Annotated in this window: 22 protein-coding genes; 7 read left to right on the forward strand and 15 right to left on the reverse strand. The window is 44.5% G+C overall.

The annotated features are described in order from the left end of the window. The first annotated feature begins 111 nt into the window (after positions 1-111). The 3 genes from R7044_RS16070 to R7044_RS16080 all read left to right on the forward strand — a co-directional run bounded on the left by R7044_RS16070 (position 112) and on the right by R7044_RS16080 (position 1,249). Positions 112-411, forward strand: a complete 300-nt coding sequence (locus tag R7044_RS16070) for a ribbon-helix-helix domain-containing protein (protein WP_005384938.1) — start codon at positions 112-114, stop codon at positions 409-411. A gap of 140 nt (positions 412-551) precedes the next feature. After that, entirely contained in the window at positions 552-947 is a 396-nt protein-coding gene (locus tag R7044_RS16075; RefSeq protein WP_033907357.1) for a VOC family protein, read from the forward strand. A gap of 17 nt (positions 948-964) precedes the next feature. After that, on the forward strand, positions 965-1,249 hold the full coding sequence (locus R7044_RS16080; protein ID WP_033907358.1) for a putative quinol monooxygenase: 285 nt from the start codon (positions 965-967) through the stop codon (positions 1,247-1,249). A 69-nt stretch (positions 1,250-1,318) separates the two neighbouring features. Here R7044_RS16080 and R7044_RS16085 read toward each other — a convergent pair whose 3' ends face one another. Next, positions 1,319-2,998 carry a mechanosensitive ion channel family protein gene (locus tag R7044_RS16085; RefSeq protein WP_005380681.1) on the reverse strand — a complete coding sequence of 560 codons (1,680 nt, stop codon included), beginning with the start codon at positions 2,996-2,998 and terminating at the stop codon, positions 1,319-1,321. 191 nt (positions 2,999-3,189) lie between these two features. Continuing rightward, complete coding sequence (locus tag R7044_RS16090; RefSeq protein WP_005384948.1) at positions 3,190-3,630, reverse strand: YcgN family cysteine cluster protein; 441 nt, start codon at positions 3,628-3,630, stop codon at positions 3,190-3,192. Between the two features lie 188 nt (positions 3,631-3,818). Here R7044_RS16090 and R7044_RS16095 point away from each other — a divergent pair, with 188 nt between their 5' ends. The 3 genes from R7044_RS16095 (at position 3,819) to aqpZ (ending at position 5,380) form a co-directional block, all read left to right on the forward strand. Further along, the gene (locus tag R7044_RS16095; protein WP_005380625.1) at positions 3,819-4,067 is read left to right on the forward strand and encodes a GlsB/YeaQ/YmgE family stress response membrane protein; all 249 of its coding nucleotides are present in this window, start codon (positions 3,819-3,821) and stop codon (positions 4,065-4,067) included. 137 nt (positions 4,068-4,204) lie between these two features. After that, on the forward strand, positions 4,205-4,453 hold the full coding sequence (locus R7044_RS16100) for a YkgJ family cysteine cluster protein (protein ID WP_017820793.1): 249 nt from the start codon (positions 4,205-4,207) through the stop codon (positions 4,451-4,453). Positions 4,454-4,681: 228 nt separating this feature from the next. After that, positions 4,682-5,380: an aquaporin Z gene (gene aqpZ, locus R7044_RS16105; RefSeq protein ID WP_033907359.1), complete on the forward strand. Its 699-nt coding sequence runs from the start codon at positions 4,682-4,684 to the stop codon at positions 5,378-5,380. 51 nt (positions 5,381-5,431) lie between these two features. Here aqpZ and recR read toward each other — a convergent pair whose 3' ends face one another. From recR to R7044_RS16140, 7 genes are all read right to left on the reverse strand, one after another. Next, on the reverse strand, positions 5,432-6,031 hold the full coding sequence (gene recR, locus R7044_RS16110) for a recombination mediator RecR (RefSeq protein ID WP_033907361.1): 600 nt from the start codon (positions 6,029-6,031) through the stop codon (positions 5,432-5,434). 30 nt (positions 6,032-6,061) lie between these two features. After that, positions 6,062-6,391 carry a YbaB/EbfC family nucleoid-associated protein gene (locus tag R7044_RS16115; RefSeq protein ID WP_005380618.1) on the reverse strand — a complete coding sequence of 110 codons (330 nt, stop codon included), beginning with the start codon at positions 6,389-6,391 and terminating at the stop codon, positions 6,062-6,064. Between the two features lie 82 nt (positions 6,392-6,473). Beyond that, the gene (dnaX, locus tag R7044_RS16120; RefSeq protein ID WP_064376893.1) at positions 6,474-8,579 is read right to left on the reverse strand and encodes a DNA polymerase III subunit gamma/tau; all 2,106 of its coding nucleotides are present in this window, start codon (positions 8,577-8,579) and stop codon (positions 6,474-6,476) included. A gap of 8 nt (positions 8,580-8,587) precedes the next feature. Next, positions 8,588-9,133, reverse strand: a complete 546-nt coding sequence (gene apt / locus R7044_RS16125; RefSeq protein WP_005380615.1) for an adenine phosphoribosyltransferase — start codon at positions 9,131-9,133, stop codon at positions 8,588-8,590. Between the two features lie 162 nt (positions 9,134-9,295). After that, positions 9,296-9,682 (reverse strand): YbaN family protein, encoded by a 387-nt coding sequence (locus R7044_RS16130; protein ID WP_080276930.1) that lies wholly within the window; start codon positions 9,680-9,682, stop codon positions 9,296-9,298. A 33-nt stretch (positions 9,683-9,715) separates the two neighbouring features. After that, on the reverse strand, positions 9,716-9,847 hold the full coding sequence (locus R7044_RS16135) for a hypothetical protein (RefSeq protein ID WP_005380608.1): 132 nt from the start codon (positions 9,845-9,847) through the stop codon (positions 9,716-9,718). 223 nt (positions 9,848-10,070) lie between these two features. Continuing rightward, entirely contained in the window at positions 10,071-11,177 is a 1,107-nt protein-coding gene (locus R7044_RS16140; protein WP_005380606.1) for a response regulator, read from the reverse strand. Positions 11,178-11,466: 289 nt separating this feature from the next. On the opposite strand from R7044_RS16140, the gene R7044_RS16145 reads away from it, so the two are divergent. Next, entirely contained in the window at positions 11,467-12,342 is an 876-nt protein-coding gene (locus R7044_RS16145; RefSeq protein ID WP_005384959.1) for a LysR family transcriptional regulator, read from the forward strand. A 66-nt stretch (positions 12,343-12,408) separates the two neighbouring features. On the opposite strand, the gene purF is transcribed toward R7044_RS16145, so the two are convergent. From purF to truA, 6 genes are all read right to left on the reverse strand, one after another. Next, the gene (gene purF / locus R7044_RS16150) at positions 12,409-13,923 is read right to left on the reverse strand and encodes an amidophosphoribosyltransferase (protein ID WP_005380592.1); all 1,515 of its coding nucleotides are present in this window, start codon (positions 13,921-13,923) and stop codon (positions 12,409-12,411) included. A 36-nt stretch (positions 13,924-13,959) separates the two neighbouring features. After that, positions 13,960-14,451, reverse strand: coding sequence for a CvpA family protein (locus tag R7044_RS16155; RefSeq protein WP_005380590.1), 492 nt, complete (start codon positions 14,449-14,451; stop codon positions 13,960-13,962). A gap of 61 nt (positions 14,452-14,512) precedes the next feature. Next, entirely contained in the window at positions 14,513-15,106 is a 594-nt protein-coding gene (locus tag R7044_RS16160; RefSeq protein WP_005380588.1) for an SPOR domain-containing protein, read from the reverse strand. A gap of 14 nt (positions 15,107-15,120) precedes the next feature. After that, entirely contained in the window at positions 15,121-16,383 is a 1,263-nt protein-coding gene (folC, locus tag R7044_RS16165; RefSeq protein WP_033907364.1) for a bifunctional tetrahydrofolate synthase/dihydrofolate synthase, read from the reverse strand. Positions 16,384-16,429: 46 nt separating this feature from the next. After that, positions 16,430-17,356: an acetyl-CoA carboxylase, carboxyltransferase subunit beta gene (gene accD / locus R7044_RS16170; protein ID WP_005380583.1), complete on the reverse strand. Its 927-nt coding sequence runs from the start codon at positions 17,354-17,356 to the stop codon at positions 16,430-16,432. Positions 17,357-17,553: 197 nt separating this feature from the next. Next, positions 17,554-18,348: a tRNA pseudouridine(38-40) synthase TruA gene (gene truA, locus R7044_RS16175; RefSeq protein WP_033907367.1), complete on the reverse strand. Its 795-nt coding sequence runs from the start codon at positions 18,346-18,348 to the stop codon at positions 17,554-17,556. Positions 18,349-18,488 lie beyond the last annotated feature (140 nt).

Consider the following 18,488-nt stretch of genomic DNA (forward strand, 5'->3'; position numbering starts at 1 on the left):
GTGATGTTTCAACGCTCTCGCAAGGGAGCGTTTTTTTATGCATGAAAACAGTTGACGTTTTAAATCGTACACCACAATAATTATGGGTCTTTAATTATATGAATAAAGAAAATGTGCGAAATCTTTGCTAAGCAACCCCAAGACAACTATCAGTTCATCACCCGCTCTATCCGTATTGATGGTCACGCGACCAGTGTAAAACTTGAAGCGAGCTTTTGGACAATTCTTGAGGAAATCGCTAGTGCTCAAAACATGACGGTTCCTAAATTCATAAGCACTGTTTATCAAGAAGCACTCGAATACAATGGTGAAGTGAACAACTTTGCCTCCTTACTTCGATGCGCTTGCCTCACTTACGCCCGCCAACCTCAAGAGACCACTCGTCAAGCACTTGCGCAACTTAACAGTTAATAGCAACCAACCGACCAATAACCATCCTAGGCTATGCATCCGTATTATAAACCCTTGAGCATCTTCTAATTTGTCGTACTAGAGTACTACCCAGACTCCTTTTGAAATCGCTAACCTGTGCGGACTATCAAGGAGTACCTATGACAAAAATGATTCACACCATGATCCGAGTAAGTGATCTGGACCGCTCTCTACAATTTTACTGTGACATACTTGAACTAGAAGTCGCTGATCAATACATCTTTGATGGCTTTTCTCTAACCTATCTAGCCAACCAAGAAACTGGCTTTGAATTGGAACTGACGCACAATCACGACCAAAGTGAGCCCTACACTCACGGCTCAGGTTACGGCCACCTTGCCGTCAGCGTGGAGGACATTGAACAAGCCCACAAACGCATTAAATCTCTCGGCATTGAAACTGGTGACATCAAAGCCTTTGACCATCAACAAAAGCATTTAGCAACGTTCTTTTTTGTAACCGACCCTGATGGTTACAAAATTGAGTTCCTGCAACGCCAAGGGCGTTACCTATAACAAAAAGAGTAAACATTATGATTCACTTGACGGCTACCTTTCATGCACAACCGGGAAAAGAACAAGAGTTGAAAGAGGTACTTACCCGAGCGCTTGAACCTACTCGCAATGAAGAAGGTTGTGTTCGTTATCAATTGTTCCAAGATAAAGACAATGCATGCCACTTCGTTTTTCAGGAGCAATTTAAAGACCAACAAGCATTTGAGCTTCATGGTAAAACAGAACACTTTGCTCTTTTGATTAGCCAGATCGACAACTTGTTAGAATGCGAGCCGAAACTGGTGTTCTTCGACGAACTGTAACTATAGCGCTAACCGAAGATCAAAAAAGGCACTCTATCTAGAGTGCCTTTCACTAGTTGGGATCTGTGATTAAGCGTCTTGCTTCTCCACCATATGCAAATGCACATCTTGTTGTGGGAAAGGAATCGAAATACCTTCTCGGTCGAAGCGTAGTTTCACTTCTTTAGTCACATCCCAATATACATCCCAGTAATCATCCGTTTTTACCCAAGGGCGCACAATAAAATCTACAGAAGACGTATTTAATGTATGAACTTTGATCATTGGCTCTGGAGTGCGAAGTACCGACGGGTGAGAGGTAATGATATCAGACAATACTGACTCCGCTTTTAAGAGGTCATCCGCATAGCCAATGCCAAACACCATATCCACGCGGCGAATGCGTTCATGCGTGACGTTCTTAATAACATCTCCCCAGATTTTGCTGTTAGGAACAATAATAATTTGGTTATCAAACGTACGGATTGTGGTGTTCACCAAACTCATATGGCTTACCTTGCCATCCACACCGCCAGCATACACAAAATCACCAACATCAAATGGGCGATAAATAAGCAGCATCATACCCGCCGCGAAGTTGGATAACGTGTCTTGCAACGCGAAACCAATAATCACACCAGCAATACCGAAACCGGTTAGGATTGGCGCTAGGTTCAAACCAAGCTGAGATAAGCCCACCATGATACCGATCACCCACACGAATTTGCCGGACATCGAGATAAAGAAGTCCTGCATCAAGTGGGAAAGTTTTAAGTTTTTCGATGCAACTGCTTTACGGACGACTTTGCGAGTTAACTTAGCCAGTCCGCGAGCGATCAATAAAATCAGCGCAAAAACAAACAACTGGAAGATATGCTGCGGTGCATTCTCGGCAAACCAATCCAGTGCCGAGTTGGACCAGTGACTCAGTATTGACCACACAACTTTGGTATTCAGTAAATCATGGGTGATATTACCCGTCACTTCAAAAATTTGGCGCTTGTATTCAGACGTTTCTAAACCGACTTTATCACCAATTGAAATCAGGTTGCGTAAGCTTTCTGTCGCAATATTTAGCCTTTGTTTAGTAATGAGCTGACTAAGTTGCAACGACGCTTTTTCCGACTCTGGGCTAGACGAAAGTTGGGAGCCAATGATCTCACTTTGCTGACTCAAGTACTCAATTGAAGCAGACAGTAAGCGCATACGTTTATCAATTTTATCTTTTAATTCCGCTTCTGCGCGCTCGTTTTGGGCCCCTAGCTCCTTCAACCAAGCGAGATTTTGCCAGCTCGAATCGAAGCTAACATCAAGATAACGCTGTAGCTCTCGATAATCATTAACAAGAGCAAGCTTCTCTTCATCCTTAGCCTTATTTAAATCCTCGACGACTTTCTTTATTTTTTCCGATAGATAGTTCGTCGCGTCCTCAGAGTATTGTTCTTGTTTTTTAACTAGCAAGATCAGCTTGTCGCGAGAGATAGTTTCACGTTCAATCGCTGACGCTAACTGGCTTCTTAATTCTTCATTCTTTTGGAATAGTTGCAGTTGAAGGGCATCACGCTCGTCGCCACTCGCTTGCGAGAGGCTTTGGGATAAATCCACAATCTCTCGGTTCAAGTTGTCAATCGAGATTTCGGCAGCAGAAGGCTCTTGGATGTCGTCAGTAGCAGTCGCATGAACAGCCATTGGGGAGAACATAATGACGGCAAGTGCGAATAATGTCACCCAAGATGTCAGGCGCAGTTTCTGGGGGAAATGAAACGTCATGTTTACCTCATAGGGAACAATCCTGATCAAAACAATCAGAAATAGAAGTGTAAAGCGTTGAAATCATACTCCTAAGTTTACAACACTAAATAATAAACTGAGCAGCATTTCGTTAGCGAGACGTCAAAGTTGGGAGCCCCAATAGCAAACAAGCCTTTCATTTAATCAATGAAAGGCTTGTTTTTATTCGACTAAGGACGGTTGGGATGATTTAAAATATGGTCTTCCCAATCCACCACATCAATCTCGTAAACGACTTTGTTACGGACACTTTCCCCTGCCGCATGCATTGCGGACTTAGAGCCTGTAATCAACGGATGCCATTCTGGTAAAGGCTGCTTTTCAGCCAACAGACGGTAAGCGCACGTGTGTGGCAGCCAAGTAAAATCGTCGATGTCTTCTCGGGTCAGCTTGGTGCACTCTTCACCCGAAGTGAAACGGTTTGGGTAATCCTTACATGAACACGTTTTACTGTTCAGCCAGCTACAAGCCACATTGGTATAGTAGATTTCATCGGTATCTTCATCCATCAGCTTATGCAAACAACATTTGCCACAACCATCACAGAGAGATTCCCATTCCTCTTCTGTCATCTGCTCTAACGATTTACTTTGCCAAAATGGAGTGCTCATACTTCAGGTCTCACCAAGGGAATTTAGGGGGCGATTTATACTCTTCTCAACGCAAAAGTTCAAGTTTTGAGAAGATCTTGCATCCTTCCCACATAACGGTGGAGATATTCAACTACTTTCGTTTTACTGTTCTATCCTTAAACAAGTTTCCATTACTCAATTGATCAAGAAGGCATTAAGGAGTTTTCATGGGTATTATTTCTTGGATTATTTTGGGCTTAATCGCCGGCGCACTTGCTAAATGGCTCATGCCAGGAAAAGATGGGGGCGGTTGGATTGCAACAATGTTACTTGGTATTGCAGGGGCATTTGTAGGTGGCTTCCTTGGCGGCATTCTCGGTTTCGGCGGAGCAACTGGCGTCAACATTGGTAGTATCATTACCGCAACACTAGGCGCATTTATTCTGTTGTTTGTTTATAACCGTTTCTTAAAATAATCACGATGATTTAAAAGCAAAAAACCAAAAAGGGAGCGTAATGTTAAGCGCGCCCTTTTATTTTTTTCTTTCTTCACTCTTCCAATCCACGTCAAAATGACCATAATTGCCCCCTTAATTTTTAAGAGGTTTACATTATGGATTGTCGATTAGGATGTGGAGCGTGCTGTATTGCGCCAAGTATCTCTTCACCAATACCTGGAATGCCCAAGGGCAAACCTGCAGGTGTTCGTTGTGTGCAACTCAACGACGACAATTTGTGCAAGCTATTTGGTAAGCCTGAACGCCCTAAAGTCTGTCACGATTTTAAACCGTGTCCGATTGTATGCGGCAACACCAATCAAGAAGCACTCGACAACATCACTGAATTAGAACAATTGACGTAATGCGACTCTAGACCACACGTTTAAAGTTAGTACCTCGGTTGTTTCTCTCCGAGGCAGTAATCAAAGCCAACTCAAGATTTAGCACTCCCCCCTCAGCCTTTTATCTCACCCTTGAGAACTCTTGCCACATAGCGTCCCATTTGCGGTTTTCGCGCGATCTCCCTCACAATTTATTGACAATTCTCGACTATGTTCAGCGGGTCATTTAATTAAAGATCAGGAAAGAACATGAATAAGTATTTGGCTGAGGCTTTTGGCACGTTCTGGCTAGTGTTAGGCGGCTGTGGTAGCGCGGTGTTGGCTGCGGTTTTCCCTGAAGTGGGTATTGGTCTGTTGGGCGTTTCTTTGGCATTCGGTTTAACCGTTCTGACGATGGCATTTGCTATCGGTCATATTTCAGGTTGTCACTTGAACCCTGCAGTGACAGTTGGCCTTTGGGCTGGCGGTCGTTTTGAGACAAAAGACGTTGCTCCCTACATCATCTCACAGGTGATCGGCGGGCTTATCGCAGGTGGCGTGCTTTACGTTATTGCATCTGGACAAGCAGGATTCGATGTTGTGGGTTCTCGCTTTGCCGCCAATGGTTATGGTGAACACTCTCCAGGCCAATACTCGATGATCGCTGCACTTGTGACTGAAGTTGTCATGACGATGATGTTCCTGATTGTCATTATGGGTGCAACAGACAAACGTGCGCCACAAGGCTTTGCACCTATCGCAATTGGCCTGTGTTTGACTCTCATTCACCTGATCAGCATTCCTGTCACCAATACGTCAGTAAACCCTGCTCGTAGCACGGCAGTCGCAGTATATGTGGGTGACTGGGCGGTTTCTCAGCTATGGCTGTTCTGGATTGCTCCTATTGTGGGTGGCGTGCTTGGTGCAGTTATCTACAAAAATCTTCTTGGTAAAGAATCGAACGATTAATCGTTCCTAACTCCCAAAATCAAAAAAGCCGCTGAATTCAGCGGCTTTTTATTAAATTCTGTGTCGACCTAATAGCGAATGTGACAACGTCGTGCCATCAACAAGCTCTAGCTCCCCACCGACAGGCACACCATGCGCGATGCGGCTGGCATCAACTTGGTGCTCTTTACATAGCTCTGCGATGTAGTGGGCAGTGGCTTCACCTTCAACTGTTGGGTTTGTCGCCAAAATCACTTCGGTAACATCACCGCGACGTAAGCGGTAATCAAGGACATCCAACCCAATATCACTTGGACCAATACCATCTAATGGCGACAAATGCCCCATAAGAACAAAATACCGACCAGAATATTGGCCTGTTGCTTCAACGGCTGCGATGTCTGCCGGGCTTTCTACCACACAAATTTGACCATTTTCTTGGCGTTTTGGGTTGGTACAAATGTGACAGACTTCTTCTTCGGTGAAGGTTCGACACTCAGTACAATGACCTATTTCTGTCATTGCCTGACTAAGCGCATCTGCAAGCTGCAAACCGCCTTTTCTATCGCGCTGTAACAAATGAAAGGCCATACGCTGCGCTGACTTGGGGCCAACCCCAGGTAGACAACGTAAGGCCTCCATCAATTGTTCCAGCATATGACTGGTACGCATTAAAAGTCCGCTTAATTAAATATCAGCAGATTAGAATGGCATTTTCATGCCTGGTGGTAGTTGCATACCGCCAGTTACAGAAGCCATTTTCTCTTTTTGAGTTTCTTCAACACGACGGGCTGCATCGTTGAACGCCGCAGCGATAAGATCTTCAAGCATTTCTTTGTCGTCTTCCATCAAACTTTCATCGATGTCAACACGACGTACGCTGTGACTACCAGTGATAGTAACTTTAACTAGGCCAGCACCAGACTCGCCAGTTACTTCCATATTCGCGATTTCTTCTTGAAGCTTTTGCATGCGATCTTGCATTTGCTGGGCTTGCTTCATTAGGTTGCCCATACCGCCTTTACCAAACATGTTTATCTCTCTGGTTTAATGAGGTGTTGCATCAATTAATGGGGTTATACCTTTGGGTTTTCAACCCCATTCCATTCGATTATTAGATAGGGCGCACACTATCTTTATCAAGCTCTGCAGCAAAACGACGTTCAATAAATTGAACATTTGGATCGTTTTCTAAACTGTTCAGCGCTTGCTGTAATTTCTCTTGGTAGAGCCTATCTCTCAGTTCAAGTGGTGTTTCTCCACTCTCCCCTATTTCGATGCTCATGTGGCACTCTTCACCCAACACGGTATTAAGTGCTTTAAGCAATTCGGCTTGAGCTCTATCAGTATTCAAATGAGCTTGGCTGCTTCTCAATAGTAACGAAACGGTTGTTCCTTCCTTACTATAATGAGAGTTTAGCGCAAGTTGCTCTACCAGCTTAGGGATCTCCATTAAGCTGATTAGCTTCGCCCATTCATTATGTTCTAATGACTCATCGATGAGCTTTTGTGCCATTTCAGGCGTTTTCTCATGCTCAAGTGCCTGCTTGAGCTGCGTAGGTGTCAGTTTTGTATTTACTTTTGTCTCAACAGGCTTGCTTGGACGCCAGCGATACGCTTCCTCAACTTGTGGCTCCGTCGACTTCGGAGCTAAGTTTGGCGACACCTGCGCGGAATTGCCATGCAATTGCGCTACTCGGTCGATAACCGATTCTGGTTGTGCAGATGCCGCTTTAGGCTTTTTTGAGCCACCATTTTGAGGAGTATTCTGTTGTAGGCCTTGACGCTGAGAACGTAATTGGTGACGTAAACCGCTTAGACCACCGCGCGCTGGTGTTGAAACGCTCTCTTGCATTTGTTGAGGTGGCGTTTCATGCTGCGGCGCTGGGTTTTCACTCATCGGCGGCGCCATATCATACTGTGGTGGAACCGTCTCATATCCACTCGCTTGATACTCAGGTTGCGAACTGGATGAAGGTTGAGGCGCCACTTGTGGTGTGCTTTGTGCTGGACTCGGCTGTTGAGCTCGAGGGGCAGCTGCGGTCTGAGCTGGCGCAGCCTTTGATTGACTGGCACTTTGAACTGGGGCTGAAGCTGATTCGCAGTTACTGGAAACAACATTTGCCCCACTGTTACTTGATGGGCGGAACGCCATCATACGCAGCACAATCATTTCCAGACCGACTCGCCCATTTGGCGAGAGAGTCAAATCTTCACGACCTTTCAATGCAATTTGGTAGTAAAGCTGAACGTCTTGCGGACTTAGTGCTTTACTCAACAACTCGATTTTTTCTGCATCTGGCTGCGCTCGGTCTAGCGACGCTGGCAGCGCTTGATACATCGCAATTCGATGAAGCTGTGTTGCGACTTGCTGCAACAAACCATCCCACTCAACACCATTTGCTGCTAATTGCTGGATTTTATCCATGGCTTGTTGAGGTTGCTTGCTGCTGATTGACTCTAGTAAGTGAATCGCTTGGTCGGTATCAATCGTCCCCAACATGTGGCTGACAATATCGGTTTGCACCGCACCGTTACCTAATGCAATTGCTTGATCAGTCAAGCTGAGAGCATCACGCATACTGCCATCTGCAGCATGTGAGATCATACCCAACGCTTTTGGCTCTGCTGAAACTTGCTCTTGACCTAGGATGTAATCAAGTTGCTGGTGAATCTCATCAACGCTGATTGGTTTCAGATGAAACTGAAGACAACGCGACAATATAGTGACAGGCAGCTTTTGTGGATCAGTTGTTGCGAGTAAGAACTTCACATACTCTGGCGGCTCTTCCAGGGTTTTCAACAACGCGTTGAAAGAGTGACGCGATAGCATGTGCACCTCATCGATGAGGTACACTTTAAAACGTCCACGAGCAGGTTTGTATTGAACGTTGTCTAACAGTTCACGAGTGTCTTCAACTTTAGTACGTGATGCTGCGTCGATTTCAAGAAGATCGACAAAGCGACCTTCATCAATTTCACGACAAGTATCACACTTACCACAAGGTGTCGCGGTAATGCCGGTTTCGCAGTTCAAGCCTTTGGCAAACAGCCTACCGATACTCGTTTTACCCACACCACGAGTCCCGCTGAACAGATAAGCATGGTGTAAACGGTTTTGCGCCAGTGCGTTTTCCAACGCCGTCAGGACATGTTTTTGTCCGACAACTTGGTCAAACTGATTAGGACGCCATTTTCGCGCTAAAGCTAAATAACTCATTGAATGTATTAATGTCCTTCAAAATCGCAGATGCTGTACACGTTTAGACCTAGTGCTTCTAAACGTTTATCGCCACCGATTTCTGGTAGGTTGATAACGAACGCAGCGTGCTCAACTTCACCACCCAGTTGGCGAATCAGCTTAGTCGTCGCTTCAATAGTACCGCCCGTTGCCAATAAATCGTCGACAACCAGTACTTTGTCGCCTTCAACGATGGCATCTGTATGGATTTCTAGTGTATCAACGCCGTATTCAAGCTCATAAGATTGAGCAACAGTAGGGCGTGGTAGCTTGCCTGGTTTACGCACTGGTACAAAACCAACACCTAGCTCAAGCGCTAAAGGCGCGCCAAATAGAAAGCCACGAGCTTCCGTACCCACAACCTTGGTAAAGCCCATATCTTTGTAACGTTCAACAAGTAAGTTGATCGTCGCTTGGTATGCTTTTGCGTCTTCAAGAAGGCTCGTCACATCACGAAATAGAATGCCTGGCTTTGGGTAGTCTTGGATGCTTTTGATGCTAGATTTGATCAGTGAAATTGTTTCTGTAGTCATAATACCGATTTACTTAGATTGGCTCATCGCCCTCTCTAATCGCAGTATCACGAGGGCAACGAACAATAGGTTTTCACCACTATGTGCTTATTTTCGTAAAAGTCACAGGCGCTGAAAATACAAACGCCCACTCGAAGAGCGGGCACACTATTCTCTACAATCTTAGTGATTTTCTTCTCGGTCAGCAACCAACTCAATCACAGGCAGACGCATAAACCAGCTGAGTAAAACGATTAGCATCACTAAAAGACCAATTTTTACCCAAACGAGGGGGACAACAACGATTGAAACCATGAAACTAAGCGCAATAAAAATCGCACCACGCTTTTTTACTTTTGAAGTAACAGCCCGATGCTTATGCCAATTGTCGAGAATGGGTCCAAACGTTTTGTGGTTATGTAACCATTGATGAAATGCGGGGCTACCACGCATAAAACATGCGCTAGCAAGCAAAATAAAAGGTGTGGTGGGTAACAGTGGAAGGGCTATGCCGGCTATGCCGAGCACAATACAGAGTCCACCAACAGTATTGAAAAAGTAACGCTTAATACGAATGGTGAACTCCGGTACAAAATAGCTAGATTAAAAGCCTGCGTAACCATTCATTACACGAAGCCAGGTTAGCGTTGCAGGAAGTGTTGGGATCAAAAGAACTGCAATAAAACCTAAAAAGTAAAAAATATTATAAGGCTCTTTAAAATCTTTGTCTGCCATGATGTGTCTTCTCACTAGTTGACTTTGCTTCTCCCAAGGCACAGCGTTAAATTATCGTTGCACAAATGGGTCATTATTGTTTTAAGCGCTGACTATACATTAAACAGCCAAATCTAAACACCAGTAAAAAGTAAGGTTATTAAACTAAACGTATGTTGTGTTGGTGGTTCTAAAAAGATAATAAGCAGCGTAAGGACGCTGCTTATTGGTTTGCAAGTCATAATTATACTAGTCGGGATTTCCGGGTAATACTTAAACTAAAACTTGAAGAACCTAAACACCCGATAGATAACTGTCCTGCAACACTAAGCGGTAAATCGCGGGTGATGAAGTTTTTCATACTTCCTCCCCCTAAACGGTTACCTGCTGCGATGTGTTGATTCGTATTTCCGTCAGACCAATGGCTATCTAAACCCGCAGGCAATATAGAGACCGAGGATGAAGCGAGGTCGGCGACACCAAACACAGCATTGACTGCACCCGCACACTCCGAACACTCAATTCCTTTTTCAATGATCCCTACCATGTCCTTGAGATCAGCACTGAAACTTTTCAAGTTACGGAGATAGTCGTCAAACAATGCCCTAACGAGCAATGTCGTCGCAACTCCATCATTAGCTTGAGAAGCAGAATCAACGAGATAAAACGCAAATTGACCATTCATTAACCAACGATAATCGAAAACCAAGGGCATCACATCCGTTGATTGCAATAAACGGTACGAGCAGCGCCAATCTCCCTGAGCAGCATCCTTCTCTGGCAATAGCGCTTGCAGTAAATCTCTTGCCGCACTCGGATTCTGTTGTAAATATTCCAGATGCCAATATAGCTCTTGTTCATCTGGGATTTCACCACCATCATCAACCCTGAACCACTGACTTGAAAAGTCACGTTGTTCTGAGAAGTGGCTATCGGTATCTTCTAGCGTATTCTCTATCGCCTGAGATAGGTGCTCATAATTACCTATCGGTTTAGGAAGAAAATCTTTAATACCAAATCGCAACGCTTTCGCGACATCGGACATTTCATCCGTGCCTGATACCACGATAAGCGGCATATATGGGTATTCGAGACTAACTTCTTCGACGAACTCGATACCATCTAAGACCGGCATCGATAAATCACATAAGATAAGATCGGGTTGGCATTCCCTGAGTTGTTGAAGCGCTTCTAGGCCGTTTTCTGCTTCTACTACTTTAAAACCCTGACTTTCTAAATAGGCATTGGTTACTTTACGAAATATTGGATCATCGTCCACCAACATTATTAGTTTTTGATTAATCACTTCCTGTGCCGAGACCATTGCCGTTTGACTGTGAGTCTTAAACATACCTTTATCCCTCACAAAGCTCAGTCAAAAAAACAGATTTATTATTAAGTCATTATTTTTGTTGTGTTTACTTCCAGCAAAACGTGTCACAGCAAGACCTGAGGCCGCTTTGCCTTGTTATAAAACTTAGCTCGGAAACTGCATTAATACAAATATTACGGCGTATAACAGTATTTACTCAAACAGGGTTGCTGTGTTCAAATGATGCAACATGTTGACTTAAAGCAAGCTTTGATCACAAAGTTAATTATAAATTAACCGTAATCGGTAATTTAATGTGTCTGGAAATATGAAATTAGATGACTTAAACCTGTTTCGACTGGTTGTCGAAAATGGGAGCTACACCGCAACTTCGCGAAAAACCATGATCCCGGTTGCGACCATCACCCGACGCATTCAAGCGCTAGAAGACTCTGTCAATCTTCGACTATTGAACCGTCATGCTCGCAAACTCTCGCTCACTGAAGCAGGGGAACGTTTTTACCATGAGTGCTCTCCTTTACTACAAAGGCTAACAACCGCAGCAGAGGAAATCACTGACGACTGCCGAGGAGCATCCGGCAAGATTAAGATATCCGCGCCTTATAACTTAACTAAACGAATGATGATGCCGATGTTCAACAGCTTTATGAAGCAGTACCCGGACATCAACATTGAGCTAACGACAGAGAATAATGCGGACAAGCTTGACCCTACTGAATGGGATGTAATTTTTCGAGTGGGACCGCAACGCGACTCTAGCCTCATCGCGCGTAAGATTGGCGAAGTGAAGGATATTCTCGTTGCAAGCCCTGACTATCTAACCTCGAATCCTGCGCCACATCATGCAGAAGAGCTCTCTAACCATTCATTGCTAAAAGGGTACCCACTTATTAAGTGGACCTTGATTAATAGCAAAGGCGAGTCTGTGGTGAATGTTGATCGTGGTCGTTTTCAAGCAAACGCGCTCAATGTGGTGCGCAGCGCTTGTTCCGAAGGTTTAGGCATCACACTAATGCCAGATGTCATGATCAAAGAGTACATCGAGAGCGGCGATTTGGTACGCGTACTGCCAGATTGGAGTGCAAACCCGCGCGACATTTATATGCTTTACAACCACAAAGACCACCTGCCAGAGAAAGTTCGCCTCTTTATTGACTTTGTGATCGCTTATAACATTCACTAATTAAGTAGCGAAAACAAAAAACCAGAGCCGAAGCTCTGGTTTTTTTACGACTTAAGAAAACGCACCCTATGCGCCTTCGTTATGAAGCTCTAGGTTTGCTAAATCCTGTTGGATTTCAAGTTGTGTTTTCGCATCATCATTACGAAGACCATCCAAAAAGTCTAGGTATTGTTGGTCAATATCACCCGTTACGTATTCGCCGTTAAACACGGATGTATCGAACTGAGTAATATCTTGGTTTCCAAGACCGACCGCCTCTACCAAATCTTCTAGACGTTGATAAATAAGCGCATCGGCACCAATCTGCTTACAAATTGTATCGTTGTCACGGCCATGGGCAATAAGCTCTGTAGCACTTGGCATATCAATGCCGTATACGTTCGGGAAACGAACTTCAGGAGCCGCTGAGACCATGTACACTTTCTTGGCACCAGAATCACGAGCCATCTCAATAATCTGCTCTGACGTTGTACCTCGAACAATAGAGTCATCCACCAGCAACACATTCTTACCTTTGAATTCCGAACGAATAGCATTCAACTTGCGACGTACTGATTTCTTACGTTGTTGCTGGCCAGGCATGATAAACGTACGTCCAACATAACGGTTTTTCACGAAACCCTGGCGATAAGGGATATCGATCGCTTGAGCGATTTGCAGTGCAATGTCGCAAGACGTTTCAGGGATAGGAATGACAACATCGATATCAAGGTTTGCGTAATCTTCACGAATACGTTCGCCCAGCTTTTTACCCATTTCAACGCGAGCACTGTATACCGAAATTTTATCGATGAACGAATCTGGACGAGCAAAGTACACGAACTCGAAAATACAAGGGTTCAGCTTAGGATTATCTGCACACTGCTTCGTGTAAAGCTCACCGTCAAACGTTGCGTAAATCGCTTCACCAGGTGCAACATCACGGACGAAATCAAAACCGACCGCATCCAATGCCACCGATTCAGACGCAACCATGTACTCTGCTCTGCCGTTAACTTCACGCTTACCTAAACAGAGCGGGCGAATACCGTGTGGGTCACGAAATGCAATCATACCATGACCAATGATCATGGCGGTCACAGCATAAGCACCGCGAATTGTGCGATGAACATTGGTAACTGCGCGGAATACGTCTTCGGTCGTGACATTTCCTTTTACTGAGTCAATTTCGTGCGCCAGTACATTTAGTAATACTTCAGAGTCTGAAGTGGTATTGATATGACGGCGATCTTTTTCAAACAGCTTCTGACGAACTTCGTTAGCGTTAGTCAAGTTACCGTTGTGGGCAAGTGTAATACCGAAAGGAGAGTTTACGTAGAAAGGTTGAGCTTCTGAAGCGCTTGAACTGCCTGCTGTAGGGTAACGAACATGACCAATTCCGACCTCGCCTTGCAGGCGTTGCATGTGTCTTGCTTCAAATACATCCTTGACTAAACCGTTCGCCTTACGCAGACGAAAACGATTGCTTTCTATGGTACAAATACCAGCGGCATCTTGGCCACGATGCTGTAACACCGTTAACGCGTCATAAATAGACTGGTTTACAGGCGTTGTGCCCACGATTCCAACAATACCACACATGTCCTAATCCTCGATTTGCGACAGTAGCTGGCACTACTAGATAGTGCCAGACAGAAAACTTGATGTTGCTTGTAAATGCTCGAAGAATGGGGCGATGATACGGCTGAACTCAGGGATCAACTGTGAATCTTTCCACCAATCCGAGCTTGGGAATGCAGTAAACGCATCCATAAAAAACAGCACCGCAGAAACAATTAAGACTCCGCGTAGACCACCAAATACAATCCCGAGAATTCGGTCCGTACCTGATAGCCCTGTTTTTTGTACCAGTTGACCAATGACGTAATTCACCACTGCACCAACTACCAAGGTTGCGACAAATAACGCCGCGATCGCCGCTCCGTTACGAAACATATCATCTTCGATGTTGGTGAAGTACACCGCCAATTTGGCATAGTAATTACTGGAGATAAAAAACGCTCCGAACCAAATCACCAAAGACAAAGCTTCTTTAGCAAAACCGCGAACTAAACTGATCAGAGCTGAAAATCCGATCACACCTAAAATGATAAAATCTATCCAATTCATCTTTTCTTCATCTTAAGTTGGCGCGCATTTTAACAGAAAAAATGCTGACGCAAACGTTTTCTTATGGATTTAATGGCTTAAATTTAAGCAATTGACCTTTTGAACCTGTAATTTTTTGTAATTCTTGAACTTGTCGTTCAAGTTTACTTTTTGACACATCAGGGCCAACAATCACTCTCGTAAACTCGTTTTCTTTCTTTGTGTGAGCTTGATAACCACGCTTTTGCAAATCCGCGACAAGCGCGACAGCATTTTCGTGATTCTTAAGTGCCATCAACTGAATGATCCAAGCTGAATCTTCATATTGATTTTTCTCTTGAACAGGACGAGTGACGACCTCAACTTGCTCTGGTTGTTTGATGACCTCAGGTTTAGATGTTGGCACTGGCTCGGGCTCAGAAACGGCTACTTGAGCATCCTCACGTTCTTGCACTACAGCTTCAACCGGAGAATCCGGTAACGTAATGTCGTCTTCCACTGGCTCTAGTATTTCGAAGTTTTCCACATCACTATCAAGTTCTGGTTTGATAGGAATACTGGCAAATTCTTCTTTGTAGTGCAGTTTCTTACCATCTAGCACATCGGGAAGAACAATGACTCCGACTGCGACTAGAATGATGGTGCCGACTAAACGACTTTGGAATTTACTTGCCATCAAAATACCTTTACTTATTTATTATTTGATTGCCAATGTTCCAATACCTCTCCGACGGTATGGAATGAGCCAACCACCAGAATAACGTCTCCTGTCTTTGCGTGGCTTCTCGCACTCTCGAAGGCGTCAACAGGGTTTTCAAAATGAACTTGCCCATCAGGTAAGTATTGGCACAATTCATCAGCGGTCGCCGCTCTCGGTCCAGTAAGCGACGCTGGATACCATTGTGTTGCAACTGGAGTTAGAGCTTCAATGGTTGCTTTAATGTCCTTGTCATGCAGCATTGCAACCACAATATGGATATTCTTACCCAGATATTGTTGCTTCACTCTCTCTACCAAATACTCAGCAGAGTGCGGGTTATGAGCGACATCAAGGACTATTTCAGGTTCGTGATGCAGTACTTGCATACGCCCCGCCAAACGCGCATTATTCAAGCCATTGACAATATTTATGTCAGTGATTTGCAATTCCGAAGCCCCTAGTGCCATCAGTGCAGTGGCTGCATTTTGTAATGGTAGCGATGGGATTGGTAAATCCTCTAACTCAAATGCCCCACTGCTCCATTTCCAACCATTATCAGTTAGTTGGTAATCGTACTGAATACCTACTTGGAAGAACTCAGAACCAATATCGTCAGCATGAGCCGCCACGGTCGCTGGTGGCGTCGGTTGACCACAAATTGCTGGCTTCCCTGAACGGTAAATGCCCGCTTTTTCAAAACCAATAACATTGATGTCATCACCAAGCCAATCCACATGATCGATCGCTAAGCTCGTAATAACAGAAACATCATGGTCAACAACGTTAGTGGCGTCTAGACGGCCGCCAAGTCCTACTTCAAGTAAGACAACATCAACTTTCTCTACTTGGAAAATACGTAGCGCAGCAAGCGTACCGAATTCAAAGAGGCTAAGGCTAACATCACCACGCTGCTTTTCTACATAATCGAATGCTTTACAGTGCTTTGCATCTACAACGTCAACGCCATTAATGCGTACACGCTCGTTGTAACGAATCAGGTGCGGAGAACTGTAAACACCGACTGAATAGCCAGCATCAAGTAAAATGGCTTCCATTAACGCACACGTTGAGCCTTTGCCATTGGTTCCGGCAACGGTGATTACGGTTGGAGCTGGTTTGGTAAGATTGGCTTTGTTTGCTACCGCTTGGACACGGTCTAAGCCTAGATCAATTGCTGAGGAATGAATATTTGCTAAATAATCAAGCCACATCTCTAATGAAGATGTGGCTTGAGGAGTTGGGTTTTGGGTCATCTAACTTTAACCATTAAATTCTTTGGTTTTTATGTTAGTTGATACTTTACCCTTTTTCGTCCGCTTCTGGTACAGAATATGGCTCTTCATTTGGAGATTCGTTAACCGAAACCACCAAAGGAGACTTGTGGTTAGTCATCTTAGCGATAAGACCACCCACACGCTGACGCATTTCACGACGGTCAACGATCATATCAATAGCACCGTGATCAAGTAGGAACTCACTACGCTGGAAACCTTCAGGAAGATCTTCACGTACAGTTTGCTCGATTACACGACGACCAGCAAAGCCAATGAGGGCCTTAGGTTCACCGATGTTGATATCACCCAACATAGCCAAACTTGCTGATACACCACCCATTGTAGGGTCAGTTAGAACAGAAATAAACGGCAGACCTTTTTCTGATAAACGCTCAAGCGCAGCACTGGTTTTTGCCATTTGCATAAGAGACATTAAAGCCTCTTGCATACGAGCACCACCACTTGCTGAGAAACAAACAAGCGCACAGTTATTTTCAATGGCTGCATCCACTGCTTTCACAAAGCGAGCACCAACGACTGAACCCATTGAACCACCCATGAAGGAGAATTCAAACGCACACGCCACAAGCGGCAGACCAAGCAATTCACCCTGCATCACAACTAGCGCATCTTTCTCACCGCTGTTTTTTTGTGCAGCAGAGATACGCTCTTTGTATCGCTTAGAATCTTTAAATTTCAGTTTATCCTGTGGCTCAAGTTCAGAACCTAATTCAACTCGATTACCTTCATCTAAAAATGTTTCCAAACGACGACGCGCTTTCATACGCATGTGATGGTTACACTTTGGACAAACTTCTAAGTTACGCTCTAGCTCTGCATGGTATAAAACCTGTTCACAAGAGGTACATTTAGTCCACACACCTTCTGGGATAGAAGCTTTGCGTGAACTTACTAGATTGCTTTTCTCTAAAATCTTTTCAAGCCAACTCATGGAAGACCTTTTCTCTCAACTCTTCCGCTTCATTGCGAAAGATATAAATTCGACATAATACCGACGGATTAAACCATATCTTGCAGCTACTGTAGATAAAAAACTGGTTGTACCTATTTTTGATATCGTAAATAGCGTATGTTTTCCGTTCACATTCAATGTAAACACTACCGATATTTTGAAATAAGTTTGTAAAATTAGTTCAAATTATCTGGTAAAAACAGTGGACCGATCGGCACTTCAGGTAACCCAAACTCTTCTGGGTAGTCTACATCTACCAGGTACAGACCTTCCGCTTTCGCTGTCGCACCCGCTAGTTTGCGATCTTTGGCGTCTAATAACCACTTGATCCATTCTGGACTCTCTTCGCCACGTCCAACTTTTATCAAGCTACCCGTGATATTACGAACCATATGATGCACGAACGCATTGGCTTTAATATCAATAACCACATAGTTTCCATGGCGCGTAACGTTCAGATGCATCAAGTTTCGAAATGGACTGCGAGACTGACAATGCGCCGCGCGAAACGACGTAAAATCATTTTCGCCGAGTAGGAACTGCCCTGCTTCATGCATTTTTTTCTCGTCGAGCTCACCATGATAGTGACTAACCCCCGAGTTTAAGATGCCTGGACGTAAAGCATGATTGAAAATAATGTAACGATAACGGCGCGCTGTCGCTGAGAATCTTGCATGGAAATCATCTGAAACTTCTTGAGCCCAACGAACCGCTATATCGCTCGGCATGTTCGCGTTTGCGCCCATGGTCCAAGCTACCATTTTTCGAGTAACGTTGGTATCAAAGTGCACAACTTGTCCCGTGCCATGCACGCCTGCGTCTGTCCGACCAGCGCACTGAACTTCAACTGGGTGATTAGCGACGACGGACAATGCTTTCTCTAGCTCTTCTTGGACACTTTTCACTTCTCTTTGGCGCTGCCAACCAAAGTAGTTTGTACCGTTGTACTCGATACCTAATGCGATTCTCATCTTAACCTTCGAACTCTAAAATGGGGCGGGAAGTATATACTCAAGTCACCTCAAGTTGCCAGCTTCACCAAGGGTGACATAAAGGTAGCATCATACTAACGGGACACAAAAAGGGTAGCAAACGCTACCCTTTTGTTTCG

The organism is Vibrio sp. 1402 (genome assembly GCF_033340275.1).